14 protein-coding genes and 1 tRNA gene are annotated in these 17,750 nt (G+C 28.9%); 8 read left to right on the forward strand and 7 right to left on the reverse strand.

All coding sequences use genetic code 11. The annotated features are described in order from the left end of the window. Positions 1–152 precede the first annotated feature (152 nt). Entirely contained in the window at positions 153–2,600 is a 2,448-nt protein-coding gene (locus tag C4S76_RS04050; RefSeq protein WP_105192919.1) for a bifunctional UDP-N-acetylmuramoyl-tripeptide:D-alanyl-D-alanine ligase/alanine racemase, read from the reverse strand. A gap of 29 nt (positions 2,601–2,629) precedes the next feature. Beyond that, entirely contained in the window at positions 2,630–3,232 is a 603-nt protein-coding gene (locus tag C4S76_RS04055) for a thymidine kinase (protein ID WP_105192921.1), read from the reverse strand. Between the two features lie 72 nt (positions 3,233–3,304). Here C4S76_RS04055 and C4S76_RS04060 point away from each other — a divergent pair, with 72 nt between their 5' ends. From C4S76_RS04060 to C4S76_RS04075, 4 genes are all read left to right on the forward strand, one after another. Beyond that, positions 3,305–3,991 (forward strand): hypothetical protein, encoded by a 687-nt coding sequence (locus C4S76_RS04060; RefSeq protein WP_105192923.1) that lies wholly within the window; start codon positions 3,305–3,307, stop codon positions 3,989–3,991. A 6-nt stretch (positions 3,992–3,997) separates the two neighbouring features. After that, positions 3,998–4,672, forward strand: a complete 675-nt coding sequence (gene rsmI / locus C4S76_RS04065; protein WP_105192925.1) for a 16S rRNA (cytidine(1402)-2'-O)-methyltransferase — start codon at positions 3,998–4,000, stop codon at positions 4,670–4,672. Further along, complete coding sequence (locus tag C4S76_RS04070) at positions 4,669–5,088, forward strand: RrF2 family transcriptional regulator (RefSeq protein ID WP_105192927.1); 420 nt, start codon at positions 4,669–4,671, stop codon at positions 5,086–5,088. The genes rsmI and C4S76_RS04070 overlap by 4 nt, the downstream gene beginning before the upstream one ends. A gap of 28 nt (positions 5,089–5,116) precedes the next feature. Then, positions 5,117–5,190, forward strand: a tRNA-Ala gene (locus C4S76_RS04075). 306 nt (positions 5,191–5,496) lie between these two features. Here C4S76_RS04075 and C4S76_RS04080 read toward each other — a convergent pair. The 4 genes from C4S76_RS04080 to C4S76_RS04095 form a co-directional block, all read right to left on the reverse strand. Next, entirely contained in the window at positions 5,497–6,378 is an 882-nt protein-coding gene (locus C4S76_RS04080) for a CPBP family intramembrane glutamic endopeptidase (protein WP_105192929.1), read from the reverse strand. A 190-nt stretch (positions 6,379–6,568) separates the two neighbouring features. After that, a complete protein-coding gene (locus C4S76_RS04085; RefSeq protein WP_105192931.1) occupies positions 6,569–7,165 on the reverse strand; it encodes a ribonuclease HII in 597 nt (198 codons plus the stop codon). Positions 7,166–7,206: 41 nt separating this feature from the next. Next, on the reverse strand, positions 7,207–7,977 hold the full coding sequence (locus C4S76_RS04090) for a C40 family peptidase (protein ID WP_105192933.1): 771 nt from the start codon (positions 7,975–7,977) through the stop codon (positions 7,207–7,209). Between the two features lie 2 nt (positions 7,978–7,979). Next, entirely contained in the window at positions 7,980–8,612 is a 633-nt protein-coding gene (locus C4S76_RS04095) for an O-methyltransferase (RefSeq protein WP_105192935.1), read from the reverse strand. Positions 8,613–8,995: 383 nt separating this feature from the next. Between C4S76_RS04095 and C4S76_RS04100 the strand changes: the two genes are divergently transcribed. Next, positions 8,996–9,322: a YegP family protein gene (locus tag C4S76_RS04100; protein ID WP_105192937.1), complete on the forward strand. Its 327-nt coding sequence runs from the start codon at positions 8,996–8,998 to the stop codon at positions 9,320–9,322. Between the two features lie 208 nt (positions 9,323–9,530). Continuing rightward, positions 9,531–12,323, forward strand: coding sequence for an excinuclease ABC subunit UvrA (gene uvrA / locus C4S76_RS04105; RefSeq protein ID WP_105192939.1), 2,793 nt, complete (start codon positions 9,531–9,533; stop codon positions 12,321–12,323). Positions 12,324–12,852: 529 nt separating this feature from the next. On the opposite strand, the gene C4S76_RS04110 is transcribed toward uvrA, so the two are convergent. Further along, the gene (locus C4S76_RS04110) at positions 12,853–15,129 is read right to left on the reverse strand and encodes an aconitate hydratase (RefSeq protein ID WP_105192983.1); all 2,277 of its coding nucleotides are present in this window, start codon (positions 15,127–15,129) and stop codon (positions 12,853–12,855) included. 431 nt (positions 15,130–15,560) lie between these two features. Here C4S76_RS04110 and C4S76_RS04115 point away from each other — a divergent pair, with 431 nt between their 5' ends. Both C4S76_RS04115 and C4S76_RS04120 read left to right on the forward strand, forming a co-directional pair. Further along, the gene (locus C4S76_RS04115) at positions 15,561–16,424 is read left to right on the forward strand and encodes a decaprenyl-phosphate phosphoribosyltransferase (protein ID WP_105192941.1); all 864 of its coding nucleotides are present in this window, start codon (positions 15,561–15,563) and stop codon (positions 16,422–16,424) included. A 12-nt stretch (positions 16,425–16,436) separates the two neighbouring features. After that, positions 16,437–17,750 carry an FAD-binding oxidoreductase gene (locus C4S76_RS04120; protein WP_105192943.1) on the forward strand — a complete coding sequence of 438 codons (1,314 nt, stop codon included), beginning with the start codon at positions 16,437–16,439 and terminating at the stop codon, positions 17,748–17,750.

Below are 17,750 nucleotides of genomic sequence, written 5' to 3' on the forward strand. Positions count from 1 at the left end.
GATTGAATGTTATTAAAATGTATATTAAACATTTGATTGATTCTACGAATCTTCAAATATTTTCAAAAAAGTAATTAGTATAACATAGGTTTAAATTTAAAATTTTTAATTAAAGTGAATGAGAAATTAAAAAAAATATACACTATATAAACTTATTCACGGTAATAAACTCTTTTTACCCTTGGCGAAATAGAAGTAAGAATTTCATAAGGAATAGTCTGACACCAGTTTGCATATTCACGTAAGCTAGGGCTTTCGCCCAATATAATTACGGAATCTCCTTCTTTACAAGAAATATCTGTAACATTAATCATCATCATATCCATACATATAGATCCTATAATTGGTGCTTTTTGTCCGTTAAGCAGCACATATCCCACTTCATTTCCTACCAGCCTACGGATTCCGTCAGCATAACCTATAGGAAGAGTAGCAATTATACAATCTTTTTTTGCTTTAAATCTTCTACCATACCCTACCGTTTCTCCTTTTTTAAGATAATGTAAATTAGATATTACAGTTTTAAGGGTTACTACATTTTCTAAATTTTTCATAGCTTTTGTACTATCTACATATCCGTACATGCCTATTCCAATACGCACAGCGTCAAATTGATATTCCGGATAATTAATAATACCTGTAGTATTACATATATGCAAAAAAGGAGTATAAGAGATTTCTGCAATTAATGATTCATAACACTTTTTAAGTTCTTCGGCTTGCTTTCGGGTAAATTCTTCTTCAGATAAATCATCAGATGCAACAAAATGACTAAATATAGATTTTACTTCAACAAACGGATTGTCTTTAAGAAAAAGGCCTAGCTGTGTCATTTGCTCAAAATTAAATCCCAGTCTATGCATTCCGGTATCAATTTTTATATGTATTGGATACTTTCCTGAAATAGATTTTTCTTTGAGTTTAGATATAAATTTTTCAAGTACACGAAAACTGTATATTTCAGGTTCTAATTGATAATCTATAACAGTATCATAGCTACTGATTTCAGGATTCATAACCATGATAGGAAGGTAAATTCCTTTTTTTCTTAATAAAGCACCTTCATCTGCTATGGCAACAGCTAAATAATCTATGTGATAATATTGAAGGACTTCTGCCACTTCAAAACTACCAATTCCATAAGAAGAGGCTTTTACCATAGCAATAATTTTAGTTTTCGGTTTCAGAAGACTTTGGAAGTAGTTGATATTTGTCATCAAAGAATGCAAATTAATTTCCATAATAGTATCATGAGACTGAACTTCCAAATGGGCAGCAACTTTTTCTAATTCAAATTTACGTGCACCTTTTAGTAAAATAGCTGCATCTTTCATTATATAATTATCAAGATGATTAATCAATTCATTTGTAGATAGAAAACAATAAATAGATCCCTGAAAAAGATTTCTATATTTGTTTAAACATTCTCCAACTAAAAAAACAGAATTGATTTGGAACGTATTTATCCGTTTAGCTATTTTATGATAAAGTTCTTTTTCGGGTGTTTGAGATTGTAATATATCTGAAAGAATTAGTATTTTATTAGGTTTATTTTGTTGGAAAAGAAAGTTAAGGGCTATTTCCAGTGAAGTAAAATCAGAATTGAATGTATCATTTATAAGAATACAATTATGATTTCCCTTAATCAGTTCCAATCTCATAGAAACCGTCTGCAATTGAAGGAATTTTTCCTGCATAAATTGAGGACTGAATTCTAATGAATGTAAAACAGCTATTATACATAAAATATTCTGGATAGAAGCCTCATCGGTAAAAGGAATAGTAAAAGTTACTTTCTCTTCCAGTATAGAAATTTCAATCTGGGGTTCTTTTAGTGAAGTATTTATTCTAATTAATTGAATATATGCATTTTGATGACCAAATGAAATAAGTTTTTTATGTTTATAATTTTCACGAATTATTTTTTCAACTTCCTTATTGTCATTGTTGTAAATAATAATATGTGAATGTATAAACAGCTTTATTTTTTCATTAATTAATTCAGATTTATTAGTGAAATATTCGGAATGTGCAGATAAGACATTTGTAAGGACTCCGATTTGCGGATGGAATATTTGTTCTTGTGTTTCCATTTCTCCGGGTTTCGATATTCCTACTTCGAAAATACCCAAATTATTATCGTTTTCTGTTTGTAAAAGCGAAAGGGGAAGACCTATTTGAGAATTATAACTTTTTGGGCTTCTTACAATATTAAAATGTTCCCATAGGCATTGGTAAAGCCATTCTTTAATAATAGTTTTTCCATTGCTCCCGGTAATTCCTATAGAAGGAAAATTAAATTGAGAGATATGATATGCAGCCCATTTTTGTAAAGTCTTTAGAGGATTTTTAACGACTAGATAGCTGCATTCTTTATGAAGAATAGGGATATGTGTACAAATAAATATACGAATGGATTTTTGGTAGGCTTCTTCCATATAAATATGTCCGTCATGAATTCCTTGTATAGCTATAAATACCCCGTTTTCAGGATTAACTATAGTGCGGCTATCATAAAAGATATGAGTAATTTTTTTATCTGGGTTGCCTACAATTTCAGCATCCGTAATTTTTGCTAATTGAGAAAGTGTATAATTCATAAAAATGAGATAGGAAAGTAATATTCAATTTATTCTGGTGTATTTTTCTCTCGGTCTTTCTGTAATATTTCCCAAAAAGCCTGACGACTTAAAGGCTCATAATGCTCTTTTTCACCTAACTCTACTAAGTTTGTTCCCGGAGTAATACGATGTGAGTAATTTGCCAGATTTCCAGTTTTTACACATATAGCATGTACTTTTGTCACATATTCTGCAGTTGCCATTAAAAAAGGCATAGGACCAAAAGGACGTCCCATAAAATCCATATCTAACCCTGCTACTATTATTCTTTTTCCTTGGTTTGCCAGTAAATTACAAACATCTACAATAGCATCACTAAAAAATTGTGCTTCGTCAATGCCTATCACATCACAATCTGCAGCTAATAATGGAATTTCTAGAGGATTGTCTATAGGGGTACTTAAAATAGAAGTTTGGTCATGAGAAACTACAAGTTCTTCATCATAGCGAGTATCCATTGAAGGTTTGAAAATTTCAACTTTTTGTTTTGCAAATTTAGCACGATTCAACCTTCGGATTAATTCTTCGGTTTTACCCGAAAACATCGATCCGCAAATTACTTCGATCCAACCACTTTGTTTAACGCTATTTATTGTATTTTCAAGAAACATTTGTAAATTCGAACTTTAAAAAACTACTTTTTACAAAAGTAAAAATTAAAGGATATAATAAAAAGAGATTTTATGAACAATCAGGAACAGTTTCAAAATGAATTACTCAAAGATTTTAAAGACCTTGTAAATGAATTGAGTCAAATCAAGACTTTTTCGGGTTTGATGATACATCAACAAAAAATCCAATATTTATATGAAAAATTTATTTTTCTAAAACAATTGAATAATTTAAAATATTCACAAATTCTAGATCCTGTTTTCACAAATTCCTCAGAAATTCAAAAAAAAGTTTCTGAAAGTATTTTAGAACAAGAAGTAGACATTCCTACATCAATAGAATCTGTTGAGGAAAATGAAAATGTTTCAACACCAGAATTTGTGCAGGAAAATAATTTAGATAGTGGTAACAAAGAAAATTCTTTATCAGAAGAAAATATTCAAGAAATACAGGTAATAGAGAAAGATATTAAACTTACCCCACTTAATGTTGAAATTGCAGAAATAAAACCTCAAGAAAAAACAAAGGCTTTCGAACCCATTCATTTAGATTTTAATGATTCTATAGCTTTTATTAGTCAACTATTTAATGGCAGCAAAGCAGATATGGACAAAGAGTTTGCAGTTTTAAATAAAACTCAAAGCATAGAAGAGGCAAGAAAATGGATGGAAGAAATGTTTCATACTTATAATTGGAAAAATAAAGAGGAATTTGTTGAACGATTATCTGGGTTAATTATTAATCGCTTTGAATTATAATATTTGATGGGGGGAAAATTATATTTAATACCTACACCTATTGGAAATTTAGAAGATATTACGCTTAGAGCAATTCGTATATTACAAGAAGTAGACTTAATATTGGCAGAGGATACTCGTACTTCTGGAAAATTGCTTAAGCATTATGAAATACAAACCCCCATGCAATCCTATCATTTACATAATGAACATCAAAAGACTCATTTATATCTTAACTATATAGAAGAAGGTAAAAATATTGCAGTAATTTCGGATGCAGGCACACCAGGAATTTCTGATCCGGGGTATATGCTAGTAAAAGCTTGTGTAGATAAAAATATTAGGGTAGAATGTTTACCCGGAGCAACTGCATTTGTGCCGGCTTTAGTAATATCAGGTCTTCCATCTCACGAATTTTTATTTGTTGGTTTTCTACCACAAAAAAAAGGGAGGCAGACTAAATTGAAAGATTTATCAGAAGAAAAAAGAACCATAATTTTATATGAAAGCCCTCATAAGATAATCAATACCGTAGAACAAATAGCCTTGTTTTTTGGAGCTGACAGGAAAATTAGTTTAAGTAGGGAAATCACTAAAATTTACGAAGAAACATTAAGGGGTGAAGTTTCTGTAATCTTAGAAAAATGCAAAGAAAAACCTTTGAAAGGAGAAATAGTTTTATTAATTGAAGGGAAAAAATGATTTCAAACCGATGTAAATATGCTTTAAAAGCTTTGATTTATATTGCTAAGCAAGATAAAGCAAAAAGCGTATTATCATCTGAAATATCAAAAGATGAAAATATTCCTAAAAAATTTCTGGAAAATATTTTAAGAGATTTGAAAAATGCCCAATTTTTAACCAGTAAAAGAGGGGCTAGGGGAGGGTATAAATTAAATAAAGAACCGGAAGAGGTTACTCTTATTGAAATTATCCGATTAATGGATGGCCCCATTGCCTTGTTGCCTTGCGTCTCGCTTATGTATCATCAAACGTGTGATACATGCATGACAGAAGAAACTTGTAGTATACGTAATGTATTTATTGAAGTGCGAGATGCTACTTTAGATATTTATCAAAAAACCACATTGGCGGGTTTGGTTAAAAAAGAAAAATAATATACATTTGCAACTTACAATTTAGAGAGGGGCTGTAGCTCAGCTGGCTAGAGTGTTAGACTGGCAGTCTAAAGGTCGTGGGTTCGAGCCCCATCAGCTCCACTTTGCAAGACAATAAATTGATAATCAATTTATTGTCTTTATTATTTTACTACATTATTGGCTGAAAAATTTACGATTAAACTATTACTTTGATTTTTTTAATGAATGTAACCATTTAATTATAGGTTATTATTATAAAAATAAATGAAAATTTAGTAAAATTTATTTATATAAATTAAGTTTAAAAATTACCAGAAAAAGCTTTTTATAGTGGAGCTTTAATTTATATGCAAAGTTATTTTTCGTTAATTAACTTTTATTATGTTCTACAAAATATCAAAATAAAAAATAATAATTTATAATTAATTATGCATTTTTTTGATTTTTAATGTTAAAGGCATAATCTATTATAAAAACAGTTAATACCGAAAGGATCATTAATACCCCTGTAGGTCCAAATAAATCATTAAAGTTTATTTGTGTAATTACTAATATACTTGATATTGTATTAAAACCTCCATGAAGAGCAGCAATAACAAATAGACATTTTGTGTTTTTTAAAGCAAAAGAAAAATAAAAAGACAGTGGTATACATAAGAATACCATCATTATTATTCCTAAAAAAGGATGTGATGGGTAATTATGGCCGCATAAGATTATAGGCGTATGCCATATGCCCCAAATAATACCAATTAAAACATTTTTTTTAAAAAAAGATAGGTTAATATTTTTTTCTAGAAACCCTCTCCAGCCAATTTCTTCACCCAATGCAATAATCCCATTTACAGAAATAGATAATAATAAACCAGAAATAAATGTCATGAGAATTAGAAAAAATAATAGATAATCTGTTTTTAAAAAAGAAGGTAGCTTTTTAATTATTTCAGGATCTAACTGGGTATAATTAGTTACTAATCTTCCAAATACTTCAATTTCTAATATATTTCCTAATAAATACCCATAAGCCATAACTAAAATAGGAATAAATAAGTTCGTTATTAATAAATATTTAAAAGTTTGTTTCCAGTTAATGTTTTTAAAATTTAATTGAAATTTTTCGGTTATTTCTAAAAACTTCTTTTTTTCTACTATAAATGCTACAATAGAAGGAGTAAACATTAATAATATATAAAGAAAAAGTTGAAAAGGGTTAAAGGGATTTTGTGTTTTTGGGATATTCCACATTATTATACCTATTATCCCAGATAAAATATAACATATGGTTATAAATACGGTTACTTTTTTCATAAATATAAAAAATATAGTTAATTTTATTTACAAATATACATTTTTTAAATCATAAATTAATTAAAAAATATTTATGTTTAAGTATTTAAGGATAATTTCTTTCTATTATAAAAATAACAAAAATATGTCTTTTATTTTTTAATTGGTTTTAATGTTTTTTTGTATTTATACTTATTTCAAAATATAAAATTTACATATCCAAAGATAGTTGAGTAGGAATAAGTTTAAAAGATTTTCTATGATAAGGAGTTATTCCATTATCAATAATAGCCTGTCTATGTTCAGCGGTAGGATATCCTTTATTTTTCTTCCATTGATATTGCGGATATTCACTATCTAAATTTGTCATTAATTGATCTCTATAATTTTTTGCTAATATAGAAGCTGCCGCTATATTCATATAATTAGCATCTCCTTTTACTGCACAAATAAATGGAATTTCCTTATATTTTTTAAAACGATTCCCATCTACCACTAAAAAATCTGGTTTTTGAATGAGTTTTTCTAGGGCTTTATGCATGGCAAAAAAACTAGCGTTTAATATATTGATTTTATCAATTTCTTCTGGAGGTACTTCAGCAATAGCATAATCCAAAGCATTATTTTTAATAATTATATCTAGTTCAATTCTTTTTTTTTCACTTAGTTGTTTAGAGTCATTAATTAAAGGGTTAAAAAAATCTTTGGGTAATATAACTGCTGCAGCTACTACCGGACCAGCTAAGCAGCCCCTTCCTACCTCGTCTAAGGCAGCTTCATATGAAAAATTTGAATAACGTTTTTTCATATAATAAATATATGTTTTAGATCACTTAACAAATAAGAAAATTAAAATATTTTTCTAATAAAACGTAATTGATGTGTGTATCGGTTTATCTCAGAGTTAAAAATACCCGTATAATCTAAATTATCAATACGGACTTTTCCGTGTGCGTGTAAAATTTTTTGTTCAGGAAGAACAAAACCAACATGAATAATTTTCCCTTCAGAATTTTCAAAAAAAGCAAGATCTCCCGGTTCAGATTCTTCTATAAAACTTAAAACTTCGCCTATTTCTGCCTGTTGATAGGCATCTCTTGGAAGTTTATACCCGCAAATTTTATATACCATTTGAGTAAATCCACTACAATCAATACCATAAGTAGATTTTCCTCCCCATAAATAAGGGGTATTTATATATTTAAATGCAAAATCCAGAATTTTTTCTTTGGTTTGTTTGCCTTTGATTAAACTATCCTCAATAAAAAATTTTTTACTTTGTGTCAATTGAAAAGTATCGGGTTCTTGTAAGGTATGGATTTCTGCGCCGATAGTTACAGGGAAAGGTTTATGATCATAGACCAATAAACCAAAAGGTTCTGAAATAAAAGAAGTTTCCTGAGATAAGGCACTATATTCAAGATCACTTAACATTAAAATTTGCTTAATATCTACCCATCCTTCATATCCATCAAAAATAATTTTAATTTTCACCCAATTTTTTAAAACTTCCAGAACCTCAACAAATTCGCCAAACAAAATTTGTGTAATCATTTCAGAAGTATCTGAGGGCTCTTTTCTTACGGGAGATACACTTACCTGGCAGATAGATTTACTCATACTTATTTCTTACGGATAATACTTATTCCATCTCTAATTGGTAAAATAACCACCTCTACGGAATTGTTCAATTTTATCATTTTATTAAATTTTCGGATAGCCTCTGTTTTTTTATCCTTTGCATCCCCTACTACCTTGCCTTTCCATAATATATTATCGGCAAGAACTATTCCTCCTTTTTTTAATTTAGGCAAGAGTATATTTATATAATCGGAATAAGATTCTTTATCTGCATCCAGAAAAACCAAATCAATACCATCTTCTATATTGGGAAGGATTTCTATAGCTTCTCCTATCTTGTAATTAATCAAATTGGAAAATTGAGACTGACGAAAATATTTCTCAGGTATATAAGAAGTTTCTAAATTTTTGTCTATAGTTATGATCTTTCCGTTTTTATTTAACCCTTCTGCGAGACATAAAGTAGAATAACCTGTAAATGTTCCCACCTCTACGATAAGATTGGGATTTATAATTTTAGAAATAATACTTAAAATTCTACCTTGTAGATATCCCGAAATCATATGGGGTTGTGTTGTCTTTTGGTATGTTTCTCGTCTTAGCTGAGCTAATATTTCAGGTTCATCTTCACTATTTTGTTCAATATATAATTCTAAATCTTTTGTAAGGTCCATTATTGTTTACTGTCTTTTATCACAAAATTAATTAAAAAAATAAGTAAATAAGTGTTTTAGTAAAAATAGTATTTATTAAAAAGTAAATAAAGCTAAAAATATGTTTATAAACAAATTGTAATGATGTAAATAAAAGTAAATAGCAAAGAAAGATGATTAAAAATATTTAAAGTTAAATTCTATTTAGAATAAGATAAAATCAAAACTTATAATGCCTTGAAAATAAAATGAAAAAGAAATTATCAAAGTGATTTTTTTAATAATAAAATGCATATACAGAATAGTAAACTAATTATTTAGATATATTAAAATTTGTTTTTTATAAAATTTTGGCATGATTTTTACTATGATTATGTCATATTAACACTAAAAAATAAAGAATTATGTTTGAAATTTTCAAAAACAATTCCGGTGCTTTTTGTTTTAGACTTAAGTCTAAAAATGGTGAAACAATCTTGGTAAGTGATGGATATACCCAAAAGACAAACTGTCAAAAAGGTATAGGTTCTGTAAAAAGAAATACTAAAAATGAAGATCGATTTGAATTTAAACAATCTTCTAATAAAAAATGGTATTTCAATCTAAAAGCTGGTAATGGACAATCTGTTTGTGTAGGAGAAAAATATGATAATGAATCTTCAGTGAAAAATGCTGCAAAATTAGCAATGAAAACAGCTCCAGTAGCAGAGATTATAGATTTGACCAAGTAAAAAAACAAATTGACTTTTTCATATAATAAGACCGGTTTTTTGCCGGTCTTTTGTTATTTGAAAAAATTGAAGATAATAGGTTGAAATTTATGATTTATAATCATTAAATTTTATCTGGAAATGTTAAAAAAAAATATAAAAAAGTATTAATTTTTCTACCTTTGTTTTTTGTATATAACAGAAATTTACCATACATTAAAAAGAAGATTTGAAAACAAAAAATATAAAAACTACGGATATTGTATATATTAAAAATGCACACCTTCACAATTTAAAAAACATTAATGTATCCATACCGCAAAATAAATTGACAGTTATTACAGGAGTTTCAGGAAGCGGAAAATCAACCTTGGCTTTTGATACTTTATATGCAGAGGGACAACGACGGTATGTGGAAAGTTTAAGTTCTTATGCACGTCAGTTTTTAGGTAAGCTAGAAAAACCTCAGGTAGATGATATAAAAGGTTTGGCGCCTGCTATTGCTATACAACAAAAAGTTATTTCAGGAAATTCACGTTCTACAGTAGGAACTTCCACAGAAATTTATGATTATCTCCGATTGCTATTTTCAAGAGTCGGAAAAACCTATTCTCCGGTTTCAGGAGAAGAAGTTAAAAAAGATGAAGTTACAGATGTTATCAATTATATTACCCAATTACCGGAAGGAGGAAAATATATTTTATCCTCACCTTTAGAATGGGAAGATAAAAAATTTCCTGAATTATTAAAATTATTAAAAAGTCAGGGATATGTTAGATTAGAAGTAGGCGGTAGATTAATCACAATTGATGATTTAGAAAGTTTTGGTTTTATACCTGAAAAGGGAATTGAAATTAATTTAGTAATTGAAAGATTTTCTGTGGAATATGAAGATGAATTTTTACAACGTTTTGCAGATAGTGTGCAGACAGCTTTTTATGAAGGAAAAGGAATTTGTTTCATAAAAAATACAGAAACAGAAACCACTCGTACATTTTCTAATGCATTTGAAAGAGATGGCATTACCTTTTTAGAGCCTACAATACATTTTTTTAGTTTTAATAATCCTTATGGAGCTTGTCCTATGTGTGAAGGATATGGAAAAGTATTAGGTATTGATGAAGATTTAGTGATAACTAATAAAAATTTATCTTTATATGAAGATACAATTTTATGTTGGAGAGGTGAAAAAATGAGTGAATGGAAAGATGAATTTATTAAGCAATCAGCAAAATATAAATTTCCGATTCATAAACCATATTTTGAATTAACTGAATCACAAAAGGAAATTTTATGGAAAGGAAATGGAGATAAAAATTTTCCATGTCTTAATAATTTTTTCAAAATGTTGGAAGAGAATACCTATAAGATACAATATAGAGTTATGCTTTCCCGCTATAGAGGAAGAACAATATGTCCGGAATGTAAAGGGAAACGTTTAAGACCAGAAACAGAATATGTAAAAATTAATGGATATTCTTTAACGGATTGGGTAGATATTCCATTAGATCAATTATATAAAATAATTCAAGATTTATCATTAGATTCATATCAAAAAAAAGTCTCTCAAAGGCTATTATTTGAGATAAATAATCGGCTGTCTTTTTTATTAGATGTTGGTTTAGGATATTTAACATTAAATAGGGCATCTAATACACTTTCTGGAGGAGAATCTCAGCGAATTAATCTTGCTACTTCTCTAGGGAGTAGTTTAGTAGGATCTATTTATATTTTAGATGAACCAAGCATCGGATTACACGGAAGGGATACAGAACGATTGATATCTGTTCTTAAACGATTACGAAATTTAGGTAATACTGTAGTAGTAGTAGAGCATGACGAAGATATTATGAAAGCAGCAGATTATTTAGTAGATATAGGACCAAATGCAGGAAATTTAGGAGGAGAAGTAGTTTTTGAAGGTAATTTTAAAGATATGTTAAAAACCCATACGCTTACTTCGGACTATTTAAATGGAGATAAAAAGATAGAAGTCCCAGTTAAAAGAAGAAAAACCAAAGAATTTATTGAAATTACAGGTGCTCGTCAAAATAACTTAAAAGGAATAGATGTAAAATTGCCCCTACATTGCCTTACAGTTATTACTGGAGTCAGCGGTTCCGGAAAGAGTACTTTAATGAAAGATATACTAACTCCTGCACTTCAACGTAAATTAGGTTTAAGCGGAGATAAACCAGGAAGTTTCTCAGAACTTAAAGGAAATATTAAAGAAATTGAACATTTAGAGTTAGTAGATCAAAACCCTATAGGAAAATCTTCACGATCAAATCCTGCTACATATGTAAAAGCATTTGATGATATCCGTGATTTATTTGCAAAGCAAAAATTAAGTATACTAAATGGTTATAAACCCAAACATTTTTCTTTTAATGTTGAAGGCGGACGCTGTGAAACTTGCCAGGGCGAAGGGCATATTACCGTAGAAATGCAGTTTATGGCTGATATTGAACTGGAATGTGAAACTTGTCATGGAAAACGTTTTAAACAGGAAATTTTAGAAGTACAATATGAAGGCAAAAATATTTCGGATATATTAGAAATGACTATAGAAGAATCCATTGTTTTTTTTAAGAATAACAAACAAGATAAAATTGTAATAAAATTACAGCCTTTAGAGGATGTAGGCCTAGGATATCTTCAGTTAGGTCAATCATCAGGAACACTTTCTGGAGGAGAAGCACAACGTATTAAACTGGCTTCCTTTCTTGTAAAAGGAAATGCTTCAGAAAAAACTCTGTTTATATTTGATGAACCAAGTACAGGTTTACATTTTGACGATATTAATAAATTATTGAAATCCTTTAATGCACTTATAGAAAAAGGGCATAGTGTGATGGTTATTGAACACCACCCAGATATTATTAAATGTGCTGATTATGTTGTAGATATAGGGCCTGAAGCAGGTATAAATGGAGGGCAAGTAGTATTTTCAGGAACTCCTGAAGATTTAGTTAAATGTAAAAAATCTTATACCGGTTTATATTTAAAGGATAAACTTTAAATTTTATATTTTTAAAGAGAACAAACATAATGCAAGAATTAGTAAGGACATAGGAGTTTTATCAGTAATTCGAAGAGCAGTTCCCATCATTTAAAAAATTAATCTTTAAAATGCCTTAACCATAATATTATACATCTTAAAGTTTTGTTTTTTAATAATTTTTCTGTTACTTATTGAGATGGAATGTATTTTTTAAGTAAATAGCAAAATTTACTTTTGGTTTTCTGAAAGTAAGATTCATTCTTCCATAATATATCATCAGCATCAAAAGCAATAACTTATATTTTTTTCATTTTGTTCTTTATTAAAAAAAGAGTTAAAAGATTAATTTGGCTTTTTTTCCAATTTTTTGAAGGTATTTTTCTTTTTTTATCTCGGTATAATATGTTCAAGTTTTCAAAAGGAATTATTTTTCTGTCTTCATTAATTTATATGTACGCAAGATTTTTTTCATGGCGTAAATTAAAATCATATGCATTCATGAAATTTATAGTCTATTAGGTGCAGGCTTTTTTATATAAGATTAAATTTAGTTCTTTTGAAAAGTTTCTTTTTGTTTAATTAAATTTAATGCAGAACCCGCTTTAAACCAATCTATTTGTGCTTGATTATAGGTATGGTTAACAAATATGTTTTCTTTGTTACCATTTGCATGAATCAATTCAATAGTTAAAGTTTTACTTGGAGCAAATTGGTCTAAATCCAAAAAATTAAAAGTATCTTCTTCTAAAATTTTATCATAATCATCAGGATTTGAAAAAGTAATGGCTAACATTCCCTGTTTTTTAAGATTGGTTTCATGAATTCTTGCAAAAGATTTTACCAAAACAGCTCTTACTCCTAAATGACGCGGTTGCATGGCTGCATGTTCACGAGAAGAGCCTTCACCGTAATTGTTATCACCAACTATAATTGTTGGAATTCCGGCTGCTTTATATTTTCGTGCAGAGTCAGGAACAGGCATATATTCCCCATTTATTTCATTTTTTACTTTGTTGGTTTCCATATTAAAGGCATTCAAAGCGCCTATTAATGTATTATTTGAAATATTATCTAAATGTCCTCTAAAACGAAGCCAAGGTCCTGCCATAGAAATATGATCTGTAGTGCATTTACCATAGGCTTTTATTAATAAACGAGCACCAGTTATATTTTTTCCGTCCCAAGCAGGAAAGCTTTCTAGTAACTGTAAACGTTCAGAAGTTGGGGAAACAACTACATTAATATTAGAACCATCTTTAGCGGGTGCCACATATCCAGGATCTTCAACATCAAAACCTTTAGGAGGAAGTTCAAATCCCTGAGGTTCATCTAACATAACCTCTTCGCCTTTTTCATTTTTTAATTTATCTTTTCTAGGGTCGAAGGTTAAATCCCCTGCTATAGCTAAAGCTGTTACCAGTTCCGGAGAACTTACGAAGGCGTAAGTATTTGGGTTTCCATCTGCTCTTTTAGCAAAGTTCCGGTTAAATGAGTGTACAATAGTATTCTTTTCTTGTTTTTCTGATCCTTCTCTTGCCCATTGACCTATACATGGACCACAAGCATTTGCAAAAACTTTACCTCCAATTTTATTGAAAACGTCTAAATATCCATCTCTTTCTACAGTATATCGCACTAATTCGGAACCAGGAGTAATTGTATATTCTGCTTTTGGGAGTATTCCTTTGTCAGCAGCTTGTTTAGCTATAGATGCTGCCCTGGAAATATCTTCATAGGATGAGTTTGTACAAGAGCCTATAAGACCAACTTCAACTTTTAATGGCCAGCCATTTTTTTCTGCAACTTCTTTAATTTTAGAAATAGGAGTAGCAATATCGGGAGAAAAAGGACCATTAAGATGAGGTTCTAATTTATTTAGATCTAATTCGATTATTTGGTCAAAATATTTTGCAGGATCTTCATAGATTTCTTTATCTGCCCGAAGTTCATTTTTTATTTCATCTGCCAACTCAGCTATTTCAGTTCTATTTGTTCCCCTTAAATATCTGTTTATACTTTCATCATAGGCAAAAATAGACGTTGTAGCTCCGACTTCAGCTCCCATATTACATATGGTTCCTTTTCCTGTGCAAGAAAGGGATTCTGCTCCTTCACCAAAATATTCAATAATGCATCCTGTACCTCCTTTAACAGTTAATAATCCGGCCAATTCTAATATAATATCTTTCGGAGATGTCCAACCACTTAATTTTCCGCTTAATTTTACACCAATTAGTTTGGGAAATTTTAGTTCCCATGCCATTCCCGCCATAACATCTACTGCATCAGCTCCACCAACTCCTATAGCAACCATTCCTAGTCCTCCAGCATTTACTGTATGAGAGTCTGTACCTATCATCATACCACCAGGGAAAGCATAATTTTCTAAAATTACTTGATGAATAATTCCTGCTCCTGGTTTCCAAAATCCTATTCCAAATTTGTTTGTAACAGATGCCAGAAAGTTGTATACTTCATTATTTTTATTTAACGCTTCTTGTAAATCTTTATCTGCGCCTACTCTTGCCTGTATTAAATGATCTGCATGAACGGTAGAAGGAACTGCAACTTTTTTCTTTCCGGCTTGCATAAATTGCAATAAAGCCATTTGTGCAGTTGCATCCTGCATAGCTACACGGTCTGGAGCAAAATCAACATAGGATTCTCCTCTTTTAAAGTTTTCTGTTGCATCTCCTGCAAATAGATGTGCATATAAAACTTTTTCTGCATATGTTAGAGGTTTTCCAACTATGTTACGAGCTTTTTCTACTCTCGATTTATAGCGAGAATAAACCCCTTTAATCATATCTAAATCAAAAATCATAATGTGTTTATTTTTAATTAAGTCTATAATCATTAATTATATATATAGAAATTTATTTACAAAATTATTGTTGAGTATTTAGTAAATAAAAACATATAATTTCTTCGACACCTAATATACAATATAAATTTTGAAAATATGATAATTATCATTTTGAATTGAAAATTTATATTTATTCTAAATAATGAAATAATTAGTTTATTTAAATGTAAGATTTAGGAATTAATAAAAAATAATGTATATTTTAAAATATTTGTAGTTAATTTTTTACTTTTTTTGCAAAAAAAATGATATAATTATTTTATTTATGTTTTTATTTTTAATCATATACGTATGTTAATTGATTTTATGTCATTTATTTATCATATGTAAGGGTTAGAAATGTAAAAAATACATAAATTTGTACCTTTATGATCTTAAAAAAAGTCTAAGTGCAGTATTTACAATTAATAAGAGTACATCAGTGGATAAAAAATGGATTTGTATTTCTTCCTATTTTTTTCGCTGGAGAATTATTAAATAGAGATTTGTTAATTAAATCTATAATAGCGTTCTTTTCGTTTTCTTTTATAGCAAGTTCTATCTATATAATTAATGATTATGTAGATATTGAAAAAGATAGAAAACATCCAGAAAAAAAAAATAGGCCATTAGCTAATGGCACAATTTCTAAAAAAGAAGCTGTGATTGTTTTTTTTATTTTGTTTTTCTTATCATACTTTTTTTGTTATTTATTGAAATCTACTTCAACTGTGATTATTATTACAATTTATTTTTTAATGAATTTAGCTTATAGTTTTAAGCTGAAGCATGTAGCGATTATAGATATAACAATAATCGCAGTGGGTTTTTTACTAAGAGTTTTTGCTGGTGGATATTCAACAGGTTTATTTATTTCTATATGGGCTATTTTATTAACGTTCTTCCTTGCATTAATTATGGGAATTGGAAAGAGAAGAGGAGAACTGTTAAATGCTCAATTAACAGGAGAAACTAGAAAATCTTTAGATGGATATAATTTACAATTTACAGATATTTCTATGACAGTAGTTTCTACTTGTTCTATTGTATGTTATATTATGTATACATTAGATCCTTTGGTGAAAAAAAATTTACATGAAGGCATAGTATATACAAGTTTTTTTGTAATCGTTGGGATATTGCGTTATTTACAACTTAGTTTTGTTTATAATAAAACTGAATCTCCGACAAAAATTGTATATAAAGATATATTTATCCAAATTGATATAATATTATGGGTGTTAGTGATTTTTATTCTTAAATATTTAGCATAATAATTTTTAATAATGTTTAATAAACAAAAAGTAACAAACTGGGGTAAATATCCAGTGATTGAAACAAATTTAATTGAGACTTCCAATATTTCTAAAATAAAGAAGTCTATTAAAGAAAGTTCAACTATAATTGCAAGAGGAAATGGTCGCTCTTATGGGGATAATTCTTTGAATAAAAATAATATTTTTTCGACTTTACGATTAAATAAATTTTTATCATTTGATAGAGAAAAAGGTATTTTTGAGTGTGAATCAGGGGTTATATTATCAGATATTTTAGATGTTATAGTGCCAGAAGGTTATTTCCTTCCAGTTACACCAGGAACTAAGTTAATAACAGTTGGAGGTGCTATTGGAGCTGACGTACATGGAAAGAATAATCATTCAGAAGGTTGTTTTGGAGATTATGTATTAGATTTTAATATAATAACTGAAAATGGTGAAATAAAAAAATGCTCAAAAACAGAAAACTCTGAATTATTTTGGAATACAATTGGAGGTATGGGGCTTACAGGCATTATTCTTTCTGCAAGATTTACCTTAAAAAAAGTACAAACAGCATATATAAAGCAAAAGGTTTTAAAAGCAGACAATTTAGAAGAGATTTTTGATTATTTTAATCAATTTAAAAATTATACGTACAGTGTGGCATGGATAGATTGTTTGCAAAAAGGGAGTAAGCTGGGTAGATCTATACTAATGGTAGGAGAACATGCGAGGCTAACAGATCTACCAACTAAATGGAAAGGAGCACCGCTTAAGCCTAAAAAGAAACTTAAATTAAATGTTCCATTTGATTTTCCCTCTTTTGTACTTAATACCTTCACGGTAAAAGCATTTAATTTTTTATATTATTTTAAACAGAGAAAAAAAATAATAAATAATGTGGTAGATTATGATACATTTTTTTATCCTTTAGATGCTATTAATAATTGGAATAGAATTTATGGCAAAAAAGGTTTTATACAATATCAATTTATTATACCTGAAAATGTTGGTAAAGAAGGAATGACAGAAATTTTGAAAACTATTGCTAAAAGTGGGCAAGGTTCTTTTTTAGCTGTATTAAAATTATATAAACAAAGTAGTATAGAAGCCCATAATTCATTTCCTATTGACGGATATAGTTTAGCACTAGATTTTAAGATTAATAATAAATTACCTGCACTTGTGAAGGAATTGGATAAAATTGTCGAAAATTATAAAGGAAGGATCTATCTAGCTAAAGATTCAATGTCTAAAAAATCCTTATTGGATTATGTAAAAGTACCAGAAACAGGAGTATTTAATTCGGTACAACATGAGAGAATAGAGAACTACATTTAA

The organism is Apibacter adventoris (assembly GCF_002964965.1).
Lineage (GTDB): Bacteria > Bacteroidota > Bacteroidia > Flavobacteriales > Weeksellaceae > Apibacter > Apibacter adventoris.